Source organism: Gallibacterium trehalosifermentans (assembly GCF_042433055.1).
Classification (GTDB): Bacteria; Pseudomonadota; Gammaproteobacteria; order Enterobacterales; family Pasteurellaceae; genus Gallibacterium; species Gallibacterium trehalosifermentans.
In genome coordinates this window covers 63,823-86,567 of record NZ_JBHLWB010000009.1, presented here as the reverse complement: position 1 = coordinate 86,567, position 22,745 = coordinate 63,823, and the positions used below count along the sequence as shown (strand labels likewise).

The 22,745-nt window shown below is 38.0% G+C and carries 23 protein-coding genes; 7 read left to right on the top strand and 16 right to left on the bottom strand.

All coding sequences use genetic code 11. The features are described 5' to 3' along the window. Positions 1-110: 110 nt before the first annotated feature. The gene (locus tag ACFFHK_RS08190) at positions 111-791 is read left to right on the top strand and encodes a YggS family pyridoxal phosphate-dependent enzyme (protein WP_382371363.1); all 681 of its coding nucleotides are present in this window, start codon (positions 111-113) and stop codon (positions 789-791) included. 81 nt (positions 792-872) lie between these two features. Beyond that, positions 873-1,229 carry a CopM family metallochaperone gene (copM, locus tag ACFFHK_RS08185; protein WP_382371361.1) on the top strand — a complete coding sequence of 119 codons (357 nt, stop codon included), beginning with the start codon at positions 873-875 and terminating at the stop codon, positions 1,227-1,229. Between the two features lie 61 nt (positions 1,230-1,290). Here the strand turns inward: copM and leuD are convergent, their stop codons facing one another. The 7 genes from leuD to ACFFHK_RS08150 all read right to left on the bottom strand — a co-directional run bounded on the left by leuD (position 1,291) and on the right by ACFFHK_RS08150 (position 9,883). Next, complete coding sequence (gene leuD / locus ACFFHK_RS08180; RefSeq protein WP_382371359.1) at positions 1,291-1,893, bottom strand: 3-isopropylmalate dehydratase small subunit; 603 nt, start codon at positions 1,891-1,893, stop codon at positions 1,291-1,293. 1 nt (position 1,894) lies between these two features. After that, on the bottom strand, positions 1,895-3,307 hold the full coding sequence (gene leuC / locus ACFFHK_RS08175; protein ID WP_382371357.1) for a 3-isopropylmalate dehydratase large subunit: 1,413 nt from the start codon (positions 3,305-3,307) through the stop codon (positions 1,895-1,897). 43 nt (positions 3,308-3,350) lie between these two features. After that, positions 3,351-4,427, bottom strand: a complete 1,077-nt coding sequence (gene leuB / locus ACFFHK_RS08170; RefSeq protein WP_382371355.1) for a 3-isopropylmalate dehydrogenase — start codon at positions 4,425-4,427, stop codon at positions 3,351-3,353. After that, positions 4,427-5,977 (bottom strand): 2-isopropylmalate synthase, encoded by a 1,551-nt coding sequence (leuA, locus tag ACFFHK_RS08165; RefSeq protein WP_382371353.1) that lies wholly within the window; start codon positions 5,975-5,977, stop codon positions 4,427-4,429. Before leuA ends, leuB begins: the two co-directional genes overlap by 1 nt. Before the next feature lie 369 nt (positions 5,978-6,346). Continuing rightward, positions 6,347-8,320 (bottom strand): GNAT family N-acetyltransferase, encoded by a 1,974-nt coding sequence (locus ACFFHK_RS08160; RefSeq protein ID WP_382371351.1) that lies wholly within the window; start codon positions 8,318-8,320, stop codon positions 6,347-6,349. An 8-nt stretch (positions 8,321-8,328) separates the two neighbouring features. Beyond that, a complete protein-coding gene (gene ybeY, locus ACFFHK_RS08155; RefSeq protein ID WP_382371349.1) occupies positions 8,329-8,805 on the bottom strand; it encodes an rRNA maturation RNase YbeY in 477 nt (158 codons plus the stop codon). Continuing rightward, positions 8,795-9,883, bottom strand: a complete 1,089-nt coding sequence (locus ACFFHK_RS08150; RefSeq protein ID WP_382371347.1) for a PhoH family protein — start codon at positions 9,881-9,883, stop codon at positions 8,795-8,797. The genes ybeY and ACFFHK_RS08150 overlap by 11 nt, the downstream gene beginning before the upstream one ends. A gap of 185 nt (positions 9,884-10,068) precedes the next feature. Here ACFFHK_RS08150 and msrP point away from each other — a divergent pair, with 185 nt between their 5' ends. Next, positions 10,069-11,022 carry a protein-methionine-sulfoxide reductase catalytic subunit MsrP gene (gene msrP / locus ACFFHK_RS08145; protein ID WP_382371345.1) on the top strand — a complete coding sequence of 318 codons (954 nt, stop codon included), beginning with the start codon at positions 10,069-10,071 and terminating at the stop codon, positions 11,020-11,022. A 1-nt stretch (position 11,023) separates the two neighbouring features. After that, a complete protein-coding gene (locus ACFFHK_RS08140) occupies positions 11,024-11,611 on the top strand; it encodes a ferric reductase-like transmembrane domain-containing protein (RefSeq protein ID WP_382371343.1) in 588 nt (195 codons plus the stop codon). A gap of 389 nt (positions 11,612-12,000) precedes the next feature. Here ACFFHK_RS08140 and tpiA read toward each other — a convergent pair whose 3' ends face one another. Beyond that, on the bottom strand, positions 12,001-12,768 hold the full coding sequence (gene tpiA, locus ACFFHK_RS08135) for a triose-phosphate isomerase (protein ID WP_382371341.1): 768 nt from the start codon (positions 12,766-12,768) through the stop codon (positions 12,001-12,003). 137 nt (positions 12,769-12,905) lie between these two features. On the opposite strand from tpiA, the gene rsmE reads away from it, so the two are divergent. The 3 genes from rsmE to ruvX are packed head-to-tail and all read left to right on the top strand — an operon-like array spanning position 12,906 to position 14,636. Further along, on the top strand, positions 12,906-13,637 hold the full coding sequence (rsmE, locus tag ACFFHK_RS08130) for a 16S rRNA (uracil(1498)-N(3))-methyltransferase (protein ID WP_382371339.1): 732 nt from the start codon (positions 12,906-12,908) through the stop codon (positions 13,635-13,637). Positions 13,638-13,656: 19 nt separating this feature from the next. Continuing rightward, on the top strand, positions 13,657-14,217 hold the full coding sequence (locus ACFFHK_RS08125; RefSeq protein WP_382371337.1) for a YqgE/AlgH family protein: 561 nt from the start codon (positions 13,657-13,659) through the stop codon (positions 14,215-14,217). Then, positions 14,217-14,636 carry a Holliday junction resolvase RuvX gene (gene ruvX / locus ACFFHK_RS08120; protein WP_382371335.1) on the top strand — a complete coding sequence of 140 codons (420 nt, stop codon included), beginning with the start codon at positions 14,217-14,219 and terminating at the stop codon, positions 14,634-14,636. Before ACFFHK_RS08125 ends, ruvX begins: the two co-directional genes overlap by 1 nt. Before the next feature lie 19 nt (positions 14,637-14,655). On the opposite strand, the gene artM is transcribed toward ruvX, so the two are convergent. The 8 genes from artM to purH form a co-directional block, all read right to left on the bottom strand. Then, positions 14,656-15,342 carry an arginine ABC transporter permease ArtM gene (gene artM / locus ACFFHK_RS08115; protein WP_382371333.1) on the bottom strand — a complete coding sequence of 229 codons (687 nt, stop codon included), beginning with the start codon at positions 15,340-15,342 and terminating at the stop codon, positions 14,656-14,658. Beyond that, complete coding sequence (artQ, locus tag ACFFHK_RS08110; RefSeq protein ID WP_382371331.1) at positions 15,342-16,013, bottom strand: arginine ABC transporter permease ArtQ; 672 nt, start codon at positions 16,011-16,013, stop codon at positions 15,342-15,344. Before artQ ends, artM begins: the two co-directional genes overlap by 1 nt. 5 nt (positions 16,014-16,018) lie before the next feature. Continuing rightward, on the bottom strand, positions 16,019-16,741 hold the full coding sequence (locus ACFFHK_RS08105) for an arginine ABC transporter substrate-binding protein (protein ID WP_382371329.1): 723 nt from the start codon (positions 16,739-16,741) through the stop codon (positions 16,019-16,021). 21 nt (positions 16,742-16,762) lie between these two features. Further along, positions 16,763-17,491, bottom strand: coding sequence for an arginine ABC transporter ATP-binding protein ArtP (artP, locus tag ACFFHK_RS08100; protein WP_382371327.1), 729 nt, complete (start codon positions 17,489-17,491; stop codon positions 16,763-16,765). A gap of 167 nt (positions 17,492-17,658) precedes the next feature. Further along, complete coding sequence (glyA, locus tag ACFFHK_RS08095) at positions 17,659-18,912, bottom strand: serine hydroxymethyltransferase (protein ID WP_382371325.1); 1,254 nt, start codon at positions 18,910-18,912, stop codon at positions 17,659-17,661. Positions 18,913-19,109: 197 nt separating this feature from the next. Beyond that, a complete protein-coding gene (purD, locus tag ACFFHK_RS08090; RefSeq protein ID WP_382371323.1) occupies positions 19,110-20,399 on the bottom strand; it encodes a phosphoribosylamine--glycine ligase in 1,290 nt (429 codons plus the stop codon). Between the two features lie 18 nt (positions 20,400-20,417). Next, the gene (locus ACFFHK_RS08085; protein ID WP_382371321.1) at positions 20,418-21,119 is read right to left on the bottom strand and encodes a hypothetical protein; all 702 of its coding nucleotides are present in this window, start codon (positions 21,117-21,119) and stop codon (positions 20,418-20,420) included. A 24-nt stretch (positions 21,120-21,143) separates the two neighbouring features. After that, positions 21,144-22,745, bottom strand: a complete 1,602-nt coding sequence (purH, locus tag ACFFHK_RS08080) for a bifunctional phosphoribosylaminoimidazolecarboxamide formyltransferase/IMP cyclohydrolase (RefSeq protein WP_382371319.1) — start codon at positions 22,743-22,745, stop codon at positions 21,144-21,146.

Sequence of the window (22,745 nt, the reverse complement as noted above, 5' to 3'; positions counted from 1 at the left end):
AATGGTTCTAATAAGTACCTAAATTCACTCTGCTTGTCAAATAAATTTATTACTATTCGTTAATTTTTTCTATAATAAGATGTTTTTTGCTTTTTATAGAGAATTAGATAATGTCTATTGAACAAAACTTACACAACATTCAACAACAAATTAATCAATATCAAACTCCCCGTACGGTTTCCTTATTAGCTGTTAGTAAAACCAAGCCTTTTTCTGACATTCTTGCCGCCTATCATGCAGGTCAATACCAATTTGGTGAAAATTATGTGCAAGAAGGTGTTGAGAAAATTCAACAAGCCCAACAACAGAATATTAAGGATATTACTTGGCATTTAATCGGTCCGCTACAATCCAATAAAACTCGTCTTGTCGCCGAACATTTTGATTGGGTGCAAACGATTGATCGTTTTAAAATCGCCGAACGGTTAAGCCAACAACGTCCATCTCATTTAGTACCACTACAAATTCTGATTCAAATTAATATTAGTGATGAAAATTCAAAATCAGGGATTCAACCAGAGCAACTTTTTGAACTTGCTGCACAAATTGTTCAGTTACCCAATATTCAATTACGCGGTTTAATGGCAATTCCTGCGCCAACAACAGATCCTGCACAACAAAAAAAGGCTTTTGCACAAATGGCAACCTTATTCCAACAACTACAACAGCGTTACCCACAATTACCAATTGATACGCTTTCTATGGGAATGTCCGATGATATGCCAAGCGCTATTGAGTCTGGCTCAACTATGGTAAGAATTGGGACTGCGATTTTTGGTAAACGTAATTAACGTTTTTTAGGTATTTTGCTTTCCCTTAGGGGAAGCTTTATTCTAATGAACGTTTTTTCACATTTAACAAAGGAGATGAGAATGAAAAAAGTACTATTAACTCTTGGGCTAGCGATCTTATCAACAACAGTCGCTGCAGAAACGCTACATCACCATCATCAGCAACATCAGCAAAACCCAGTAACTGAAGCTTATATGCAATCAATGACTGAAATGCATGATGCAATGATGAAAGGCATTGAACACCAAGATCCAGATGTCGCCTTTGCAGCAGGTATGTTACCACACCATCAAGGTGCCGTTGCAATGGCAGAAGTAGAACTAAAATATGGTAAAGATCCTGAACTACGCCAATTAGCTCAAGACATCATTAAAGCACAACAAGCTGAAATTGAATTTATGCAAAAATGGTTAGCAAAACACGCAGAAAAGAAATAATGATATATACAAAATAATGACAGTAAAAAGGAGATCTGACGGATCTCCTTTTTCACATCTATTACCGTAAAAAACTCGGAATATTTTTCTCATATTCCGCAATCGCATCTTCATGCTGTAAGGTTAAACCAATATTATCTAAACCATTCAACAAACAATAACGGCGGAATGGATCAAGCGTAAAATGGTAAGTTTTATCGCCCACTTGAACGGTTTGTTGCTCCAAATCCACATCAATCGGCTTACCCTCATTCGCGCTTACCCAAGTAAAAATCTCATCGACTTCTTGTTCCGTTAACTTTACAGGTAACAGATGATTATTCAAACTATTACTATAAAAAATATCCGCAAAGCTTGGTGCGATCATCACTTTAATCCCATAATCAGCTAATGCCCAAGGCGCATGCTCTCTTGATGAGCCACAACCTAAATTTTCCCGCGCCAATAAAATCGTTGCTCCTTGATATTGTGGAAAATTTAACACAAATTTTGGATTCACTTGTGTACCCTCTGGATCGAGATAACGCCATTCATGAAAAAGGTGTTTACCAAATCCCACTCGAGTTACTGCTTGTAAAAATTGTTTTGGAATAATCGCATCAGTATCAACATTTGCCATATCTAATGGAATCACTAAACCTCGGTGTTGTTTAAATCCTGCCATATTATGCTCCTAATAATTCTACTGTGCGAATATCGGTAAATTTACCAAAAACAGCCGCTGCTGCTGCCATTGCGGGGCTAACCAAATGGGTACGACCATTTCGACCTTGACGACTTTCAAAGTTACGGTTACTGGTTGATGCACAACGTTCCCATTCACCAAGACGATCATCATTCATGGCTAAACACATTGAACAGCCAGGTAAACGCCATTCAAAGCCTGCTTCAATAAAAATTTTATCCAAACCTTCTTTTTCAGCTTGTTCTTTAACTAGCCCAGATCCTGGTACAACTAATGCCTGTACACCAGCTGCAACTTTACGTCCTTTCGCTACGGCGGCAGCTGCACGTAAATCTTCAATGCGAGAGTTAGTACAAGAACCGATAAACACTTTATCCACGTTAATATCGGTCAAATATTCACCACCATTTAATCCCATATACGCAAGGGCTTTTTGTGCAGACTGTTTTTCAATCGGATCAGTAATTTGATCCACCGTTGGTACAGTTTGATCCACCGCAATCACTTGTCCTGGATTAGTTCCCCAAGTAACCTGTGGCGCAATATCTTTTGCATCTAACACTACTACCGTATCAAATTCCGCATCAGGATCACTCTTCAACGTTTTCCAATATGCAACGGCTTTATCCCACTCTTCACCTTTTGGTGCATATGGACGATCTTTTAAATAATCAAATGTAGTTTGATCAGGGGCAACTAATCCTGCTTTGGCGCCCATTTCAATCGCCATATTACACACTGTCATTCGCCCTTCCATAGAAAGATCTTCAATCGCCTGCCCACAGAATTCAACTACATGACCTGTACCACCTGCCATAGTGGTTTTACCAATAATGGCTAAAATAATATCTTTAGCGGTAATCCCCTCAGCCACTTTTCCCCGCACCTCAATTTTCATTTTTTTAGCTCGAGCTTGTTTCAAGGTTTGTGTCGCTAAAACGTGTTCAACTTCAGATGTACCAATCCCAAAAGCTAATGCCCCAAAAGCACCATGTGTTGCGGTATGTGAATCACCACAAACAATCGTCATTCCAGGTAAGGTTAAACCTTGTTCGGGTCCCATAACATGCACAATTCCCTGTTTTTTGTTAGTAAGATCATAAAGCGAAATATTGTTCGCATGACAATTTTTATCTAACTCTAATACTTGGATTCTTGCCTGTTCCCCACAAGCAGCTGGATCACGACTTTGCGTTGAAATACTATGATCCATTGTTGCAAATGTTTTACTTGGTTGACGCACTTTACGTCCTGCAACACGCAAGCCATCAAAGGCTTGTGGTGAGGTTACTTCGTGCATTAAATGACGATTAATATACAGAATTGGTGTTTCACCTGCCGCTTCATACACAACATGAGCGTCAAATAATTTTTCGTATAATGTTTTGCCCATAATAATCACTCGTTTATTTTTTTATTTCATCATTTGCTGCCAATTAAATACGAGCAGCAATTAAATCACCCATTTCAGAAGTAGAAACTGGGACAGATTGATCCGCTAAATCTGCCGTACGATACCCCTCTGCTAATACTTGTTGTACCGCTGTTTCGATCGCTTGTGCCGCCGCTTCTAACTGGAAGCTATAACGCAACATCATTGCCGCAGAAAGAATTTGCGCAATCGGATTTGCAATGCCTTTGCCAGCAATATCAGGAGCTGATCCACCTGCTGGTTCATATAAGCCAAAGCCTTTCTCATTCATACTGGCTGATGGCAACATACCCATTGATCCCGTAATCATCGCACATTCATCAGAAATAATATCACCAAAGATATTGGAGCAAAGCAAAACATCATAATGTTCAGGCTGTTTGATTAATTGCATCGTTGCATTGTCAATATAGATATGTTCAAGCGTAATATCGGGATATTCTTTCGCTACCTCCATGACGATTTCACGCCATAAGATCGAACTCATTAACACATTTGCTTTATCAACAGAGGTTACTTTTTTGCGGCGTTTACGTGCCGCTTCAAACGCAATACGTGCAATACGTTCAATTTCATAGCGATGATAGACTTCCGTGTCATAAGCTCTCTCCATTGAACCCTCGCCATCACGCCCTTTTGGTTGCCCAAAATAGATACCACCTGTTAATTCACGTACAACAACAATATCAAACCCTTTTGCAGCAATGTCTGAGCGTAATGGGCAGAACTTTTCTAAACCTTTGTATAGCGTTGCAGGGCGAAGATTACAGAACAGAGCAAAATGTTTGCGTAATGGCAATAATGCCCCTCTCTCAGGTTGTTCATGTGCGGGTAAGTGCTCCCATTTTGGTCCGCCAACTGATCCAAACAGAATGGCTTCTGCTGCTTCACAGCCTTGTAAAGTAACATCTGGTAATGCCTTACCATGATTATCAATTCCTGCGCCACCAACCTCATAATGTTGATAATTAAGTTTAAAGTTAAATTTTTTTTCTACTGCGCTTAAAACTTTTAACGCTTCAGCCATCACTTCTGGCCCGATTCCATCTCCTGCCAATACGGCAATATTGTGAGTTTGCATTAGTGTTTCTCCGTATGTTTTTTCATTTCTGAAACTTTTTGTGAACGATAAATTGCATTAATTGCATGAATCAATGCTAAAGCAGAAGATTCGATAATATCCGTCGCTAATCCCACACCATGGAATTTACGACCTTGATATTCCACCACAATATCGACTTGTCCAAGCGCTTCCGCTCCCTCACCTTTTGCAGCTAAATTGTAATGTAACATGGTAATATCCATGCCAGTTAACGATAAAATCGCATTATATGTCGCATCAACTGGTCCATTACCCCCTGCAGAAACGGTACTTAATTTTTGACCATCTAACATTAATTCGACAAAGGAAGTCGCTGGGAAATCACTCACAGAGTGTGCCGAAATTTTCGTTAAGGTTAAACGATCTTCATCGCCTTGCTGCATATCGATAAAGGCTAATGCTTCTAAATCATAATCAAACACTTGCCCTTTTTTATCAGCTAATTTCAAGAACGCTTCGTATAATTTATCTAAATCATAATCTTGTTCAGTATAGCCCATATCTGCCATATGATTTTTCACCGCTGCCCGACCAGAGCGAGCAGTAAGATTTAATTTTTCTTTTTTCAAACCAATACTTTCTGGCGACAAAATTTCATAAGTATTGGCATTTTTTAACACACCATCTTGGTGAATACCTGAAGAATGGGCAAATGCATTCGATCCCACAATCGCTTTATTCGGTTGAATCGGCATATTACAAAGTTGACTCACCATTTGGCTCACACGATAAATTTCTTGTGTATTAATATCAGTCGTTACATTCATTAAATCTTTACGTGTATGAATTGCCATTACCACTTCTTCTAATGCCGTATTTCCCGCACGCTCACCAATACCATTGATAGTACATTCAATTTGTCTTGCCCCATATTGCACAGCGGTTAATGAGTTTGCCGTCGCCATACCTAAATCATTATGGCAATGTACTGAAATAATTGCTTTATCAATATTTGGTACACGATTCATCACATTTTCAATAATACTGCCGAATTGGGTTGGTAATGTGTAACCAACAGTATCTGGAATGTTAATCGTGGTTGCACCCGCATTGATTGCTGCTTCAACAATACGACAAATATTATCCACACCTGTACGCCCTGCATCTTCACAGGAAAATTCGACATCATCGGTATAACCTCTTGCTCGTTTCACCGCAGCAACCGCCATCTCAACTACATCATCAAATGAACGTTTTAATTTCGCTTCAACGTGTAATGCAGACGTTGCAATAAAAGTATGGATTCGATAAGCCTCAGCAACTTTTAATGCTTCATATGCAGCATCAATATCTTTAGCAACTGCTCTCGATAACGCACAAACACGGCTATTTTTGATTGCTTTAGCAATCGTTTGAACAGATTTGAAATCCCCCTCAGAAGACACAGGAAATCCCACTTCCATAACATCAACGCCTAAACGTTCCAATGCAAATGCAATCTGTAATTTTTCTTTAACGGTTAAACTCGCTCTTAATGCTTGTTCACCATCTCTTAATGTTGTATCAAAAATAATTACACGATTACTCATATACCACCTAACAATAAAATAGTTAAAAAAAAGCCCGCTTATGTGCGGGCTAATGTGTGTGTTTGCTTTGATTAACTTTTCTTTATCCACGACCTACCGCACAAATTATTTATTTGTGAGGAGAAGACTCAGAGATAAAGAAATTAAACGAATCATGTAGTTAAAACCTTGCAAATCAAAAACGCTTTTGATTCTGCCGAAAAGCCTTAAGCAAGTCAACAGAATTTTATGCTAAAAAAGAATTTATTTTGCTTTATTAACAATCAAAACAAAAATTAAAAGCTGCAATAAATAATTTTTTTTAGCATTAAATTTTAAAATAAACTAACAAGTTAATTTTATCCTCTAGATTTTAACGCTTCTTTAACACTAAATTTTTTTATTGATTTTTTGTAAAAAAGTTAACAGCTGCTGTTTAAATAATAACAACTGTTGTTTCTTTTGAGGATAAAAAGGCTGAAGCAATAATGCGAGCTGTGCAGTTAATGCTTCATTAGGATAATGATAAAAAAACCGTTTTAAGGTTGGATACGCTACCGTCAATGTACGCTGATGATCAATAAAATCTGCTATTGCTTGCCAATCCCACGCTGTTAATTGCCAATCAGGTTTATCGAATCTCAACTGTTTACTTAGTGCTGTAACTAATGAATGCTCACTTAACATAAAATTACGCTGAAAAAGAATTTTAGCTGGTTGGAAAAATTGCTCCCCTTGTACTGATAATGGATAAATCATCATCACACTATAATTACCACTGCTCGCTTCCGTTCCTGCACTAACCCCCACTAGCTGGAAACCATTGCGTAACCAAAATGCAAATAACTCTGCACTATAGCCAAAACTGACTGATAGAAAATCAAACTCTCCTGAACATTGCTGAATCAACTGTTGAATTAATTGTGAGCCTACTCCCTGTTGCTGCCATTCTGGCAATACTGCAATCCGTGAAATCCGTAATGACCGTAATTTCGCTGCTCGCTCATCATTTAATTGAAAACAAAGTGCTTGTGCAACTAAATTCCCTTTTGGACGGCGATAGCCTTGACGAATCCCTTGTACTAAAGATGTGTCTTGAATATTTCCTTCTTTTAGTCCCCATACAATACCGATTGGCTGCTGATCAACTTCATACCATACAAACTGTTGGTTTTGCCCATCTAACAAACGGCGAAAATCGCTTAATGAAGTGCGATAATGTGCTAATGATAATAATTGATAGAGCCGATTTAGTTTATGCGTAGCAGAAATGTGTTGTGTTGAATACAAAGAATAACTCGCTTGTGCTTGATAAGGAAAAATAACATCTTTAGGTTGTAATAAAGCAAGATCATTTACCCATTGCTCCAATAAATCGCCAGCTTGCCAACGCAATGGTAGGGTTAAATCCAAATAAGCAACTGTTTTTGATAAAGATTTTTCTAGCTTTAATAAAAAGCCTTTCCCCGTTCCCTCATACCCCTCACTGGTCGTCGTTAATAACACTTTAGGGAAAGCGCCACAAAATTGCTGCAGAATCGCTAATGGTAGCATTGCGGCTTCATCAACAATCAACCAAGCATAATCCTCATCAATTTCCTGTTGAATCAGTTTTGCTAATAAAAGATCAGGAGCAAGAAAATCAACTTTATTTGGTGCAGCAAATTGCTGCAAGGTTTTGATTGCTTGTTGATTCGCAGCGGTTACTAATACTTTTTTAGCTAATTTTTTGATAAATTGCCCCGCCAATGCCGATTTACCACGTCCACGCCCCGCAATTAAGAGATAAATATCGGCATCAGATTGTAGCAAGCATTGTAGTTGTTGTTGCTGTGCATTGATTGCAGCAGTTGGCATACCCCATTTGTCGGTATTCACATCAGGAAAAATAATTTCCGTTGCGGGTTCTTGATAAATCGGTAATTGATAATGTGTAATCCGACTCACTAGCCAATCAAGAAAATTCGGCGTCGTAGTGGCTTCATTAATACTATTCCAACGTAGTGAATCTATATCCACTCGATAAGGTAAGTTATGCCATGTTGGTAATAAAATAAATAAACAACCACCTGCTCTTAAGGTCGCCGCAATAATGGCTAAGGTATCTAAATGAAAGGCTAAATTCTCTTGCTGACACGCATCAAAAATCGCTACCGAAAACTCTTGTCCTAAAACATTACGGCTATTTTGTAACGAAAAAAAAGTAAATTGCTCTGAACAAACAGTTGGTGGCTTCACACCACAGTAAAGGATTGACTGCGTTGGATAATGTTGCGCAATCTGTTGTAACTGTTGTTCTCGCCAAGTAATACGCCCAGCAAGAATTATCACCTGACGAGAAAAATCTATTTGCTGTTCCAACATTACCTAACTTAAATTTTCTCGCTTAAATAGGGATCAGCATATCCCATACCAAGCATAATTTCTGTTTCTAGGCTTTCCATCTCTTCTGCTTCATCATCTTCGATATGATCATAGCCAAGCAAATGTAAACAGCCGTGTACCGTTAAATGCGCATAATGGGCTTCTAACGAAATCTCTTGTTCTATCGCTTCTTGTTCTACCACTTGACGACAAATAATCAGATCGCCTAATAACGGCAGGTCAATTCCCTCTGGTACTTCAAAAGGAAACGATAACACATTCGTTGGACGATCTTTACCACGATAAGTGAAATTAAGATGATGACTCTCTGCTTCATCAACGATCCTAATTGTCAACTCGACATTCTCTTGTTCAGGGCGTACTGCTTGCGTTGCCCAATGAGTAAACTGTTCTAAGGTTGGTAAATTGTTTTGCTCTTCAGAAACGATTTGTAAATCAACAATTACATCTGGTTTATGCGTCATTTTTCTGTTCCTCAAGTTTTGCTAAACGGCGTTGTTCTGCTGCTTCTTTACGGCGAATTTCATCTGCTGCTTCCCATTTCTCATAGGCTTGTACCACTTTCGCTACCACAGCATGACGCACAATATCTTCACTTTTAAAATAGTTAAAACTTAACTCTTCTACTTCGCTCAATACATCAATCGCATGACGTAAGCCTGATTTTTGCCCTCGAGGTAAATCCACTTGGGTTATATCACCTGTAATGACCGCTTTAGAATTGAAACCAATCCGAGTAAGGAACATTTTCATCTGCTCAATCGTGGTATTTTGACTTTCATCTAAAATAATAAAAGCATCATTTAGTGTACGACCACGCATATAAGCTAATGGTGCAATCTCAATCACATTACGCTCCATCAATTTTTGCACCTTTTCAAAACCCAACATTTCAAACAAAGCATCATACAATGGACGTAAATAAGGATCGATTTTTTGGGCTAAATCACCAGGTAAAAAACCCAATTTTTCCCCAGCTTCCACCGCAGGACGAGTTAATAATAAACGGCGTACTTGTTGCTTTTCTAATGCTTCAACAGCCGCTGCTACTGCTAAAAAAGTTTTTCCTGTTCCAGCAGGACCAATCCCAAAACTAATATCGTGCCGTAAAATATTATGTAAATATTGAATTTGATTTTTTCCTCGTGGTTTAATCACGCCACGTTTAGTTTTAATCGTAGTGGAAAAGACTTTTGCCTCATCATCGTCAACATCATCAACCTGTTGCAACAACATACGACTTTCTTGAATCGCTAAATGAATCTGCTCTAAATCTAATTCATTCACTTTGCCTTTTACCATCGCCGTTTCAAGATATAAACGTTGAATTAATTTTGCAATATTCTTCAACAGTTGTGCATGATGTGGTTTAGTTTCATCATCTGCTGATTCAAGAGTGAAAGTAAAATTACGGCGAGAAATAATCAGATTAAACTGCTTTTCAATTAATGAAATATGTTCGTCAAATGGGCCACAAAGTGATTGCAAACGGGCATTATCTTGTGGCTCCAATGTAAAAACTTCTGAAATTGTTGTGGTCAAGATCCACCTCAGTGCGTATATAAAAGTATAGGTAGTATAGCGTTTTTCTTGTCCTCAATACATTATCTTTCTATTACCTATTACAGCAATCGACAAATATTTTCTACTACTTAAGAACTTCTTTAAAAAATAGTCGTCAGAATTTTAACTAATTAATTACTTTGATTTATTATAAAGGAGAGTATATGAAATTAACTGAACATAATGTTACCCCAGAACATATTTTTCATAAACGTCGGCAATTAATTGCTTTGTTAGGATCTAGTAGTATTGCCTCTCTACTTCCGAAAACCAGTATTGCCAATGATAAACAAGATTCTCGTTCTGCATTATCTTTTTCGCCTCAATCTGAAAATACCCTCTCTCTCACCCCCGAAAATAAAGTGATTGGTTATAATAATTTCTATGAGTTTGGCGTGGAAAAAGGCTCTCCAGCATATTACGCAAGAGATTTTAAAAGCACTCCATGGCAATTAGAAATTAATGGGGAAGTTGAAAAGCCACTTATTTTAGATCATCAAGATTTATTAACTAAATTTCCTCTGGAAGAACGAATTTACCGTTTCCGCTGTGTTGAAGCTTGGTCAATGGTGATTCCATGGATTGGTTTTCCACTTGCATCTTTATTAAAATCCGTTTCCCCTACTAGTAAGGCAAAATATGTTGTTTTTGAAACTTTATACGATCCTGAACAAATGCCAGGGCAAAAAAATCCTTTCTTCGGTGGGAATATTGATTATCCTTATATTGAAGGGCTTACAATGCAAGAGGCAATGAACCCACTTACGCTTATGTCTGTTGGGCTATACGGTAAGACATTAGCACCACAAAGCGGAGCGCCTATTCGTCTAGTAGTACCGTGGAAATATGGCTTTAAAAGCATCAAATCTATTGTCAAAATTACACTCACTGAAAAACGCCCATTAACAACTTGGGTAAAACTTGCTCCCCATGAATATGGCTTTTATGCCAATGTGAATCCTAATGTGGATCACCCTCGCTGGTCGCAAGCCTCTGAACGAGTCATTGGATCTGGTGGTTTATTCGACATCACAAGACAACCAACGTTAATGTTTAATGGTTATGCAGAACAAGTCGCTCACTTATATACGGATTTAGATTTACGGATAAATTATTAATATGCTATTTAAATTCTTTCGTTATTTAATTCATTTAGGGGGATTTCTTCCCCTTATTTGGCTTATTTATACTATAAATTTTAATTTTTCAACTAGCTTCGGCTCAGATCCTAGTAAAGAAATTATTCACTTTTTAGGCTATGTCGCACTATCGTTTTTCCTTGCCTTATTTAGTTTTAGAATAATAGTACAACTGTGCCACCAAACAATATTTTTACCTTTACATCGTAGTTTAGGATTGTGGGGGTTATTCTGGTTAGTACTACATATACTAAGTTATTTATTTCTAGAATTAGGCTTCAATATGCCGCTTTTTGTTAATGAATTGATTACTCGAACATATTTACAACTGGGCGGAATTGCTGCGCTGATATTTATTATTATCGCAATTTCGTCTATACCAATAATAAAGAGAAGATTAAAAGCATATTGGTTTCCACTTCACAAACTTACTCTTATTGCGATTATTTTATCCACAATACATTATTACTTATCATTAAAAACATATAATTTAGATTCTATCTTTTTTATCTGTCTAAGTATTTTGTTTGTTTTATGGAAATTATTTCATAAAAAATTGACAACTTAATATTGGTAATAAAAAAGTCGGATATTTCTATCCGACTGAGTCTGTTTACAAAGTCATATTCATTAACTTTTGTTTTTTCACTCAAATTGATATTTAGGTTTCGCCCTAAAGGGCGCTCCACTTTTTTTTGCTCGTGCAAAGAAAAGTGGGCAAAAAAAAGCACGCCCTAGTACCTTGCTATTTCCTCATTCCGTCAAGATTTTTCAGGCGGCAAAAAACTGATATTTTTCTTCGCACAGCTCAGAAAAATTAGACGTTTTTTGCCTAAAAATCTTTCCTGCATTCGGGCAAGGCACAAGGGAACCTATTGAGTATTTTATCAAGATCTAACTTAAATCAAGATTTCTCAACGATCTACGTTGAATAAAAATACCTGACTTTAATTAACCTTAATTTTTCGCTTTTGCAGCAGCTTTAACAATCGTTGCAAAAGCAGGTGCTTTTAATGATGCACCACCAACTAATGCACCATCAATATCTGGCATAGCAAATAATTCCGCTGCATTCGCATCATTTACTGAACCACCGTATTGCAGGATAACTTGTTCTGCAACGTTTGCATCTTTCTTCGCAATATGGCTACGAATAAATGCGTGTACGGCTTGTGCTTGTGCTGGAGTCGCTGATTTACCAGTACCGATAGCCCAAATTGGTTCATAGGCAATCACTGCACCAAGGAAAGCTTCTGCACCTAAAGTATTTAATACAGCATCAATTTGTTTTGCACAAACTTCTTCCGTTTTACCTGCTTCATTTTCCGCTTCACTTTCGCCGATACAAAGCACGGGTACTAAACCTTGCTCTTTTAATACCGCAAATTTTTGTGCAATAAATTCATCGCTTTCGTGATGATACGCACGACGTTCTGAATGCCCAATAATGATATATTTTGCCCCAAAATCTTTTAACATAGTGGCTGAAATATCACCAGTGAAAGCACCTGATTGTTTAAGGTCAACATTTTGTGCACCTAATGCAATTTTGCTACCAGCTAATGCAGTTTCAGCTTCTGCAAGGTACATTACTGGCGGAGCAATCGCAACATCACAGCCTTCAACATCGGCTAATTCTGCTTTTAATCCATTAATTAATTCTTTGGTAAATGCTTTACTACCATTTAATTTCCAGTTGCCCATTACTAAAGGACGACGAGCCATAATTTTCTCCTTGATTATCTTCAAAAATAACGGCGCTTACTATAACAAAAATAGACAAAAATCCTTAGAGATATATCAAAAAAAGCAATAATTTTTTACAATAACCGCTAACAAATTACGGAACTATTAGAAACTTTATGAGAATACCACGCATCTATCACCCTGAATCTTTAACCAATCAACCTTACTGTCAATTAAGTGAAGAGGCTGCTCACCATGTTGGGCGTGTTTTACGTATGCAAATAGGCGAACGACTTGAATTATTTGATGGCAGTAATCATATTTACCCCGCTGTGATCAACGATATCAGTAAAAAACAGATTTCTGTTTCCCTTGAACCAGCTGTCTTTGATGATCGTGAATCCCCACTTATTATTCATTTAGGGCAAGTCATTTCACGTGGCGAAAGAATGGAGTTTACCATTCAAAAATCGGTTGAATTAGGGGTAAAAATTATTACACCACTTTGGTCAGAACGTTGTGGCGTAAAATTAGATGCAGAGCGTATGGAGAGAAAAATCCAACAATGGCAAAAAATTGCCATCGCTGCTTGCGAACAATGTGGACGCAATATTGTGCCTGAAATTCGCCCTCTCATGAAACTACAAGACTGGTGTGCTGAAAATGACGATATGCTCAAACTCAATTTACATCCTCGTGCGACGCAATCTATTAAACAGCTCGCCACTCTCCCAAAAGAGGGCGTGCGTTTATTGATTGGTTCAGAAGGGGGATTATCTGCACAAGAAATCGAACATACCGTACAGCAAGGATTTACCGAAGTCTTACTCGGTAAACGTGTATTACGCACCGAAACAGCCTCGTTAGTTGCAATTAGTGCATTACAGGTCTGTTTTGGCGATCTGTAATTTAGTTTGAAGGAATATTATGACATTACAAAATCAATTTCTTGTGGCAATGCCCGATCTTGATGATCCCTTTTTTCAACGTACCGTTGTTTATATTTGTGAAGATAATGAACAAGGGGCAATGGGACTTGTGATTAATCAGCCTACGGATTTAACATTAGCGGAAATGATGGCGAAGATGAACCACTTTATTCCCACTGAACAACATTATCCTGAAAAATTAATTTTTGCTGGTGGTCCAGTCAATATTGAGCAAGGTTTTGTGTTACATTCTGCTACTTCACAAAAATATCGCTACTCTTTTGCCGTAACAGATGATCTTTTTCTCACGACATCTTCAGATGTGCTATTTTCACTTGGAGAAGAACAAGGACCAAAAGATTATCTGATTGCATTAGGCTGTGCTTTATGGGAACCCAATCAATTAGCCAATGAAATCAAACAAAACGCTTGGTTAACTGTACCTGCTTCGCGTGAAATTTTATTTGAATTACCCTTTGACCAACGTTGGCAAGCCGCAAATCATCTATTAGGTATTCAACAACGTTATTCATTAAGCTATGAAATGGGGAATGCATAATGGCAAATCTAACAGTTATGGCTTTTGATTTCGGTACACAAAGTATTGGTTGTGCGATTGGGCAAAGTATTACAGAAACAGCCCAAGCATTACCTGCATTCAAAGCGCAAGATGGTATTCCTAATTGGGAAGCGATAAAAAAGTGTTTAGATGAATGGCAACCTGATATCGTTGTGGTAGGACTGCCTTTAAATATGGACGGCACTGAACAAGAAATCACACAACGAGCGAAAAAATTTGCTAATCGCCTATATGGGCGCTTTGGCGTAAAAGTTGAATTACAAGATGAACGCCTCACTACTACTGAAGCGAGATCCGAAATTTTTGCCAGAGGAGGGTTTCGTGCATTGAATAAAGGTAAAATTGATTCAATTTCTGCATGTGTCATTTTGGAAAGTTGGTTTGAAAATCGGGGATAAGCATTAATCCCCGATAAAACTAAGATGCTTTAGACACTTCTAAACGTTCAAATACTAATACACGTTTTTCTAGTTTACGTAATAAATAGGTCGCAATGCCTGTAATCACTAAATAAATTACACCTGCCAAACCATAAATTAATAACGCATTGTATTCTGTCCCATAAAGCTGTCTGGCATAACCCATAATATCCATAATTGTAATGGTTGATGCCAAAGACGTTCCTTTAAATACCAGAATGATTTCATTAGTATAGGACGGTAATGCTCGTTTTAACGCATAGGGAATTAAGATTTTTAACGTCTGCGCACGCGATAAACCTAATGAAGCACAACTCTCCCACTGCCCTTTAGAAATCGCTTTTACTGCTCCATAAAAAAGTTGGGTTGAGTAGGCGGCACTATTCAACGCTAAGGCTAACATTGCACAGAACCAAGCATTGGATAACAAACTCCATAATGGGCTATCGACAATCCATTGGAATTGACCTGGACCACTATAAATTAGGAATAATTGCACTAATAAAGGTGTACCAGTGAAAAGCATAATATAGGTATTAACAACACGACTGATAATTTTATTATTCAATGCCAATAAAAACGTTAATACTAATGCCATAACAAAAGCAATCGCTAAAGCTACTACGGTCAATAAAAGGCTGGTTGGAATACCTTGTGTAATGGTCTGAAAGTAATCGTATGTCATTAGCCTTTCTCCCGTTCAAAACGTGTAAAGTACAGCTCCAATTTACGGATACCTACTTGACTCACTAATGTAATGACTAAATAAAGTAATGCCGCAATACCATACCAAGTAAATGGTTGATGCGTGCTCGCATTCACTAATTCCGCTTGGCGCATTAAATCATCTACTCCAATTAGTGAAACTAACGCAGTATCTTTTAATAACACTAGCCATTGATTACTTAATCCTGGTAACGCATGTCGCCAAACTTGTGGCATCACAATGCGTATAAAGGTTTGTGGGCGACTTAAACCTAATGCCGCCCCAGACTCCCATTGACCTAACGGAATCGCCTGTATTGCCCCACGCAGTGATTGAGAAGCATATGCGGCAAAGATAATTGCTAACGCTACCGTCCCACACCAAAAAGCCCCAAATTCAATATATTCATCAGTTAAAATAAAGAGAACTTGTGTTGAGCCAAAGAAAATTAATAACACCACTAAAATTTCTGGCAAGCCACGTAATAGCGTTACAACAACAGAAGTAGTTTGACGAATACAACCAATTTTATTGGTTTCAAGTACCACAAAAATAATGGATAAAATTAATCCCAGTATCAATGAAGAAACCGCTAACCCTAAGGTCATTAGGGTAGCGGAAAACATTAATTGAATAAAATCAGCAAACATTGTTCTTATTTACCAGACATCCATTTGTCGTAAATTGCTTGATATTGACCATTTGCTTTAATTGCCGCTAAACCTTTATTTAACTGTTGCAACAATTCAGTATTGTTTTTGTTTACCGCAATACCTAAGCCATTACCAAAGTATTGCTTATCGGTTACTTTATCCCCGATAAAATGCACTGATTTATCCGTTTTAATCCATTCTGCTAATACCGCTGTATCACCAAAAATAATATCAATACGACCATTTTTCAGATCTAAAATTGCATTTTGTAATGTTGAATATGGTTTACTACTATATTGCTTAGCTTTTGCTGCAACATACTGTTGGAAAGTGGTTCCGTTTTGTACACCAACATTTTTCGCATTTTCTAATGTAATTCCTTCTTTTACCGCAACGAAACTTGCCGAACTATCATAGTAAGGATCAGAAAAACCCACTTGTTTTGCCCGCTCTTCCGTAATATCTATTGCAGAAATTGCAGCATCAAAACGTTTAAACTTAAGCCCTGCAATTAAGCTATCGAAAGATTGGCTAGTAAATTTACAATCTGCTTGGATCTCCTTACAGATTGCACTTGCTATATCAACATCAAAACCAACAATTTCCCCTTTTTCATTAGTATTTTCAAAAGGTGGGTAGGTTGGCTCCATCGCAAATGTAATTGTTTGTGCATTTGCTGCAACTGCTGCGCCAAATAATAAGCTTGCTAATAATACTTTTTTCATTGTATTTCTCCTGTAAGGATCTTAGTGTGATAAATATTGCTTAAATTGTTCAGTTTGTGGATTTTCAAAACAAGACGCATCGCCCACTTCAATAATCCGCCCTTGTTCCATATACACCACTTTCGTTGCTGTTTTACGAGCAACATTAACCTCGTGGGTAACGATAAATTGTGTAATGCCTGTTTGTTGTAACTCTTGGATAATAGAAACAACTTGTGCCGTAATTTCTGGATCTAATGCTGCCGTTGGTTCATCAAAGAGAAGCACTTGAGGTTTCATCATTAACGCCCGTGCGATTGCAACACGCTGTTGTTGCCCTCCCGATAAATGGAGTGGATAACGATCTGCGTGCTCTTCTAAACGTAAACGTTCTAATAAACCTAATGCTTGCTGCTTAGCAGTTTGTTCATTTAATCCAAGTACTTTCATTGGTGCTTCGATTAAATTTTGTATCACAGTCATATGTGGCCAAAGATGGTATTGTTGGAATACCATTCCTACATCTTGGCGTAATTGACGAATTTGCTTTGGATCATTATTCGTCGAGAGGTCAAAGCGATTATTTGCAATCACCAATTCACCACTTTTCGGTACTTCAAGTAGATTTAACGTGCGGATCAATGTACTTTTCCCTGCGCCACTTGGACCAAGCAAAACCACAATATCACCTTGTTCAGCGGTCAAATTTATGTCAAATAAAGCTTGTGTGGAACCATAAAAAAAGTTCACATTTTTAATACTGATGGTCATTAAGGATATGCTCTAGATTAAGATTAGCAATAATGCAAATATATTAATGTTTTTTGCATATCTATTCAACAAAATATATCGTAAGAAATCGATGTTTGATTGGTTTAAAAAAGAAATTGATTAGAAAAATAAAGCCCTCTCTAAAAGAGAGGGCTAAGAAAGAATGATTAAGCATATACTGGTAAACGACGACAAATTGCCAATACTTTCTCTTTCGTTGCTTCAATTACGGCTTCGTTTTCAATATCATCTAAAACATCACATATCCAACCTGCCAATTCTTGAGCTTCCGCTTCTTTGAAGCCACGACGAGTAATTGATGGTGTACCAACACGAATACCTGAAGTAACAAATGGACTTTTCGGATCATTTGGTACTGCATTTTTATTCACCGTAATATTAGCTCGACCTAGTGCTGCATCAGCTGCTTTCCCAGTTAAACCTTTCTTCACTAAATTAACAAGGAATAAGTGGTTTTCTGTACCATTTGACACAATGTCATAGCCGCGTTGTTTAAACACCTCTACCATTGCTTTTGCATTTTTTACCACCTGTTGTTGGTAAGCTTTAAACTCTGGCTCCATAGCCTCTTTGAAACAAACCGCTTTTGCCGCAATAACATGCATTAATGGACCACCTTGCCCTGCTGGGAATACGGCACTATTTAATTTCTTATAGAGTTCTTCTGAACCACCTTTTGCTAAGATTAAACCGCCACGTGGACCTGCTAATGTTTTATGCGTGGTTGTCGTTACAATATGAGCATGCTCTAATGGATTTGGATACACACCTGCGGCGATTAAACCTGCAACATGAGCCATATCAACGAATAAATATGCCCCCACTTCATCAGCAATTTCACGCATTTTTTTCCAATCAACAACTTGTGAATATGCCGAGAAACCACCAACAATCATTTTTGGTTTCACTGCCAAAGCTTGTTGACGCAATGCGTCATAATCAATGAGTCCTTCATCAGTAATACCATATTGCTCTGCATGATAAATTTTCCCTGAGAAACTCACTGATGCACCGTGAGTTAAATGTCCGCCATGCGCCAAACTCATACCTAAAATCGTATCGCCTGGTTCAAGTAACGCCATATAAACCGCTGCATTCGCTTGTGAACCTGAGTGTGGTTGCACATTCGCATAATCTGCGCCAAATAGTTCTTTCGCACGATCAATCGCGAGTTGCTCAATAATATCGACATATTCACAGCCGCCGTAATAACGTTTACCTGGATAACCCTCTGCATATTTATTGGTTAATTGTGAACCTTGTGCTTGTATTACACGTGGGCTGGCATAGTTTTCAGAAGCAATTAATTCGATATGTTCTTCTTGACGACGATCCTCATCTTGGATTGCTTGCCATAAAATTGGATCGTAATCAGCAATATTCATACTTCTTTTTAACATCAGGATTTCCTCTCTAATAAAATGATGATGGAAGGTTATTAAGTGTACCTATTTATTTACAAGGTGTAATTAAAATCTTCTCGCTATTTTTTCATCTCTATAATGAAAACTATTCATACAAACCGCTATCTGTAGAAATCGTTTTATTCATAAATTCAATCATCATGCTTTTTAACACTTTAGAAGCATTTATTGAATTATTTTTCTTTTTCTCGAGCAATCGCACGATAGCCAATATCACGGCGATAGAAACGCCCTTGCCAAGTAATGGTTTCAGCTAATTGTAATGCTTTTTGTTGTGCTGCTTGCACGCTATCACCTAATGCCGTCGCACAAAGAACACGTCCGCCATTCGTTACAATATGCTCGCCCTGTTGCTCAACACCAGCAAAGAAAACTTTGCCATCAAGTTTTGCCGCTTGTGCTAACCCCTCAATCACATCACTTTTCCGCGGCGTATCAGGATACCCCTCTGCAGCCAATACAATACCCAACGCAGCTTGCTCACACCATTGTGATTGAACTTGATCTAACTTACCATCACAAGCAGCTAAACAAAGTTCCACTAAATCAGATTGTAAGCGTAACATAATTGGTTGCGTTTCAGGATCCCCAAAACGGCAATTAAACTCTATCACTTTCGGCTGTCCATTTGGCATAATCATTAATCCTGCATAGAGAAAACCTGTATAAACATTATTTTCTGCCGCCATGCCATTCACAGTTGGGTAAATCACTTCCTGCATAATACGTTGATGAATTTCAGGGGTAACCACTGGTGCAGGTGAATAGGCTCCCATTCCGCCAGTATTTAACCCTGTATCTCCCTCACCAACACGTTTGTGATCTTGGCTCGTTGCCATAGGTTCAACGTTTTTACCATCGACCATCACAATAAAACTAGCTTCTTCGCCATCAAGGTATTCCTCAATAACCACTCGACTTCCCGCTTCACCAAACGCATTACCAGAAAGCATATCTTTCACGGCAGCTTCTGCTTCAGCTAGTGTCATGGCAACAATTACGCCTTTACCAGCAGCTAAACCATCTGCTTTAATCACGATTGGTGCGCCTTTCTTTTGCAAATAAGCTAATGCAGGTTCAACTTGGGTAAAAGTTTGATATTCTGCTGTCGGAATATGATGACGAGCTAAAAAATCTTTAGTAAAGGCTTTTGAACCTTCTAATTGGGCTGCGGCTTTGGTTGGACCAAAAATCTTTAAACCTGCCGCACGAAACGCATCAACCACACCAATAACTAATGGTGCTTCAGGGCCAACAATCGTTAAATCAATTTGTTGCTGCTTAGCAAACTCCACTAAAGCCGTAATATCGGTTGCACTAATGGCAACATTTTCCACTTTTGCTTCTTGTGCCGTACCAACATTTCCGGGTGCAACAAATACTTTTTCTGCTAATGGTGATTGGGCTACTTTCCAGGTTAAAGCGTGTTCACGTCCACCATTTCCAATAATTAAAATTTTCATTTAACACCTTATTTATATTTATTTATGAAATAACTCTTTTTGCGTTGTAAATCTTTTTAGATCATCTTCTGATAAATCAGAAGCACGACCTTGCCACTTATTCTTGTGTGGGTAGAGCTTATTGTAACGACAAGGTTTACCTTTTTCTGGATTACAAATAGAAAGATACTCACGCATCACTATATAATCTGTCAGTAAAGAAAAATGATTTACTCCAAATATATCTTCTTCCTTAGGTTTTTCTTGTGGTCGCCAAGAATGCCAATGATGAAAGTTATAATCTTCTCCTTCCAAGAAAAAATTTAATGCGGCTTCACCATAAGGTGCATTAGGTAATTTTTCTGGGCAATAATAAGCAACTGCCACCGCTTTACCTGGAAAAATATTACTTAATAACGGTTCAATCTCTGAAAATCTAATTGTAGGACATTTTTCTTGTAATGTGCCTAACGCAAATGCGATTAAATCGAGCCAACTTCCCATATGATGCGGATAACGTGAATCACTTATAAGATACGTTTTCCAAGAATCAACTTTGTCTTTCGCATCTGTGTATTCTGTTACATATATCCCTTTAGGATCTCCAGAAAAGAAAGCCAGCTTAGATTTCTGTGGCGGAGGAAAATCAATTTGCTCCCCTTTAATCTCTATTTTAGTTGCTGCGTGAACGCTTATTGGCAAGCTAATAGCAATTAATAACAATCGTCTTAATAGAGGCACTCTTGCTTCCTTATAACTATTAAATTAGTGTCTAAAATGACGCATACCTGTTAATACCATCACCATATTATGTTCATCTGCGGCATCAATCACTTCTTGATCACGAATTGAACCACCTGGGTGAATCACACAAGTTACGCCGACTTTCGCAGCAGCATCAATACCATCACGGAATGGGAAGAATGCATCAGACGCCATTACTGTACCTTTTACTTCTAAACCTTCATCTTCTGCTTTAATACCCGCTATTTTTGCAGAATAAACTCGGCTCATTTGTCCTGCACCAATCCCAATAGTTTGATTATTTTTTGCATAGACTATTGCATTTGATTTCACATATTTTGCCACTTTCCAGCAGAATAAAAGATCTTTTAATTCTTCGTCTGTTGGCTTACGTTTACTCACCACTTGTAAATCTTCTAACGCAACCATACCAAGGTCGGCTTCTTGCACTAATAAACCACCATTTACCCGTTTAAAATCTAAACGTGGTTGACGTTGTTGCCATTCACCACATTCTAAGACACGAACATTTTTCTTCGCTTTTAATACCTCTTTCGCCTCAGCAGAAATCACTGGGGCAATAATCACTTCTACAAATTGGCGTTCAATAATCGTTTTTGCTGTTTCAGCATCTAATTCACGGTTAAATGCGATAATGCCACCAAATGCAGAAGTTGGATCAGTTTGATACGCTCGATTATAGGCTTCTAATAAATCTTTGCCTAAAGCGACACCACAAGGATTAGCGTGCTTAACAATCACACAGGCTGGCTCATTAAACTCTTTCACACATTCTAATGCCGCATCGGTATCCGCAATATTGTTATAAGACAATGCTTTACCTTGTAACTGTTCAGCCGTTGCCACACTCGCTTCTTTTAACTCTTTTTCAATATAAAATGCCGCATTTTGATGTGAATTCTCACCATAACGCATGGTTTGTTTACGAATAAAATTCAGATTCAAGGTGCGAGGGAATTGACCACAAGGGTTATCAAGTTCCTCTTGTTCTGCACCAAGATATGGTTTAACTAAACGACCGAAGTAATTCGCAATCATTGCATCATATTGCGCGGTATGTTCAAATGCCTTAATTGCTAAATCAAAACGTGTAGCAAATGTTAATGAATTTTGGTTTTGATCCATTTCTGCCAAAATTGCAGCAAAATCCGCATTATTCACTACAATCGCAACATCTTTATGATTTTTTGCAGCGGAACGCACCATTGTTGGTCCGCCAATATCAATATTTTCTACTGCATCCTCTAAGGTACAATCTGGTTTTGCGACGGTTTGAGCAAAAGGATATAAATTCACCACCACCATATCGATACGATCAATATGATGTTTAGCCATTACTTCATCATCAATCCCACGACGACCTAAAATGCCACCATGTACCTTTGGATGTAAGGTTTTCACGCGCCCATCCATCATCTCTGGAAATTGCGTGTAATCAGATACTTCCGTTACCGTTAAGCCATTTTCTAAAAGTAATTTAGCTGTACCGCCTGTAGAAAGAATTTGTACACCACGTTGAATTAAACCTTGAGCAAATTCAACAATACCAGTTTTATCGGAAACACTAATTAAAGCACGTTGGATAGGACGTTGTTCCTGCAT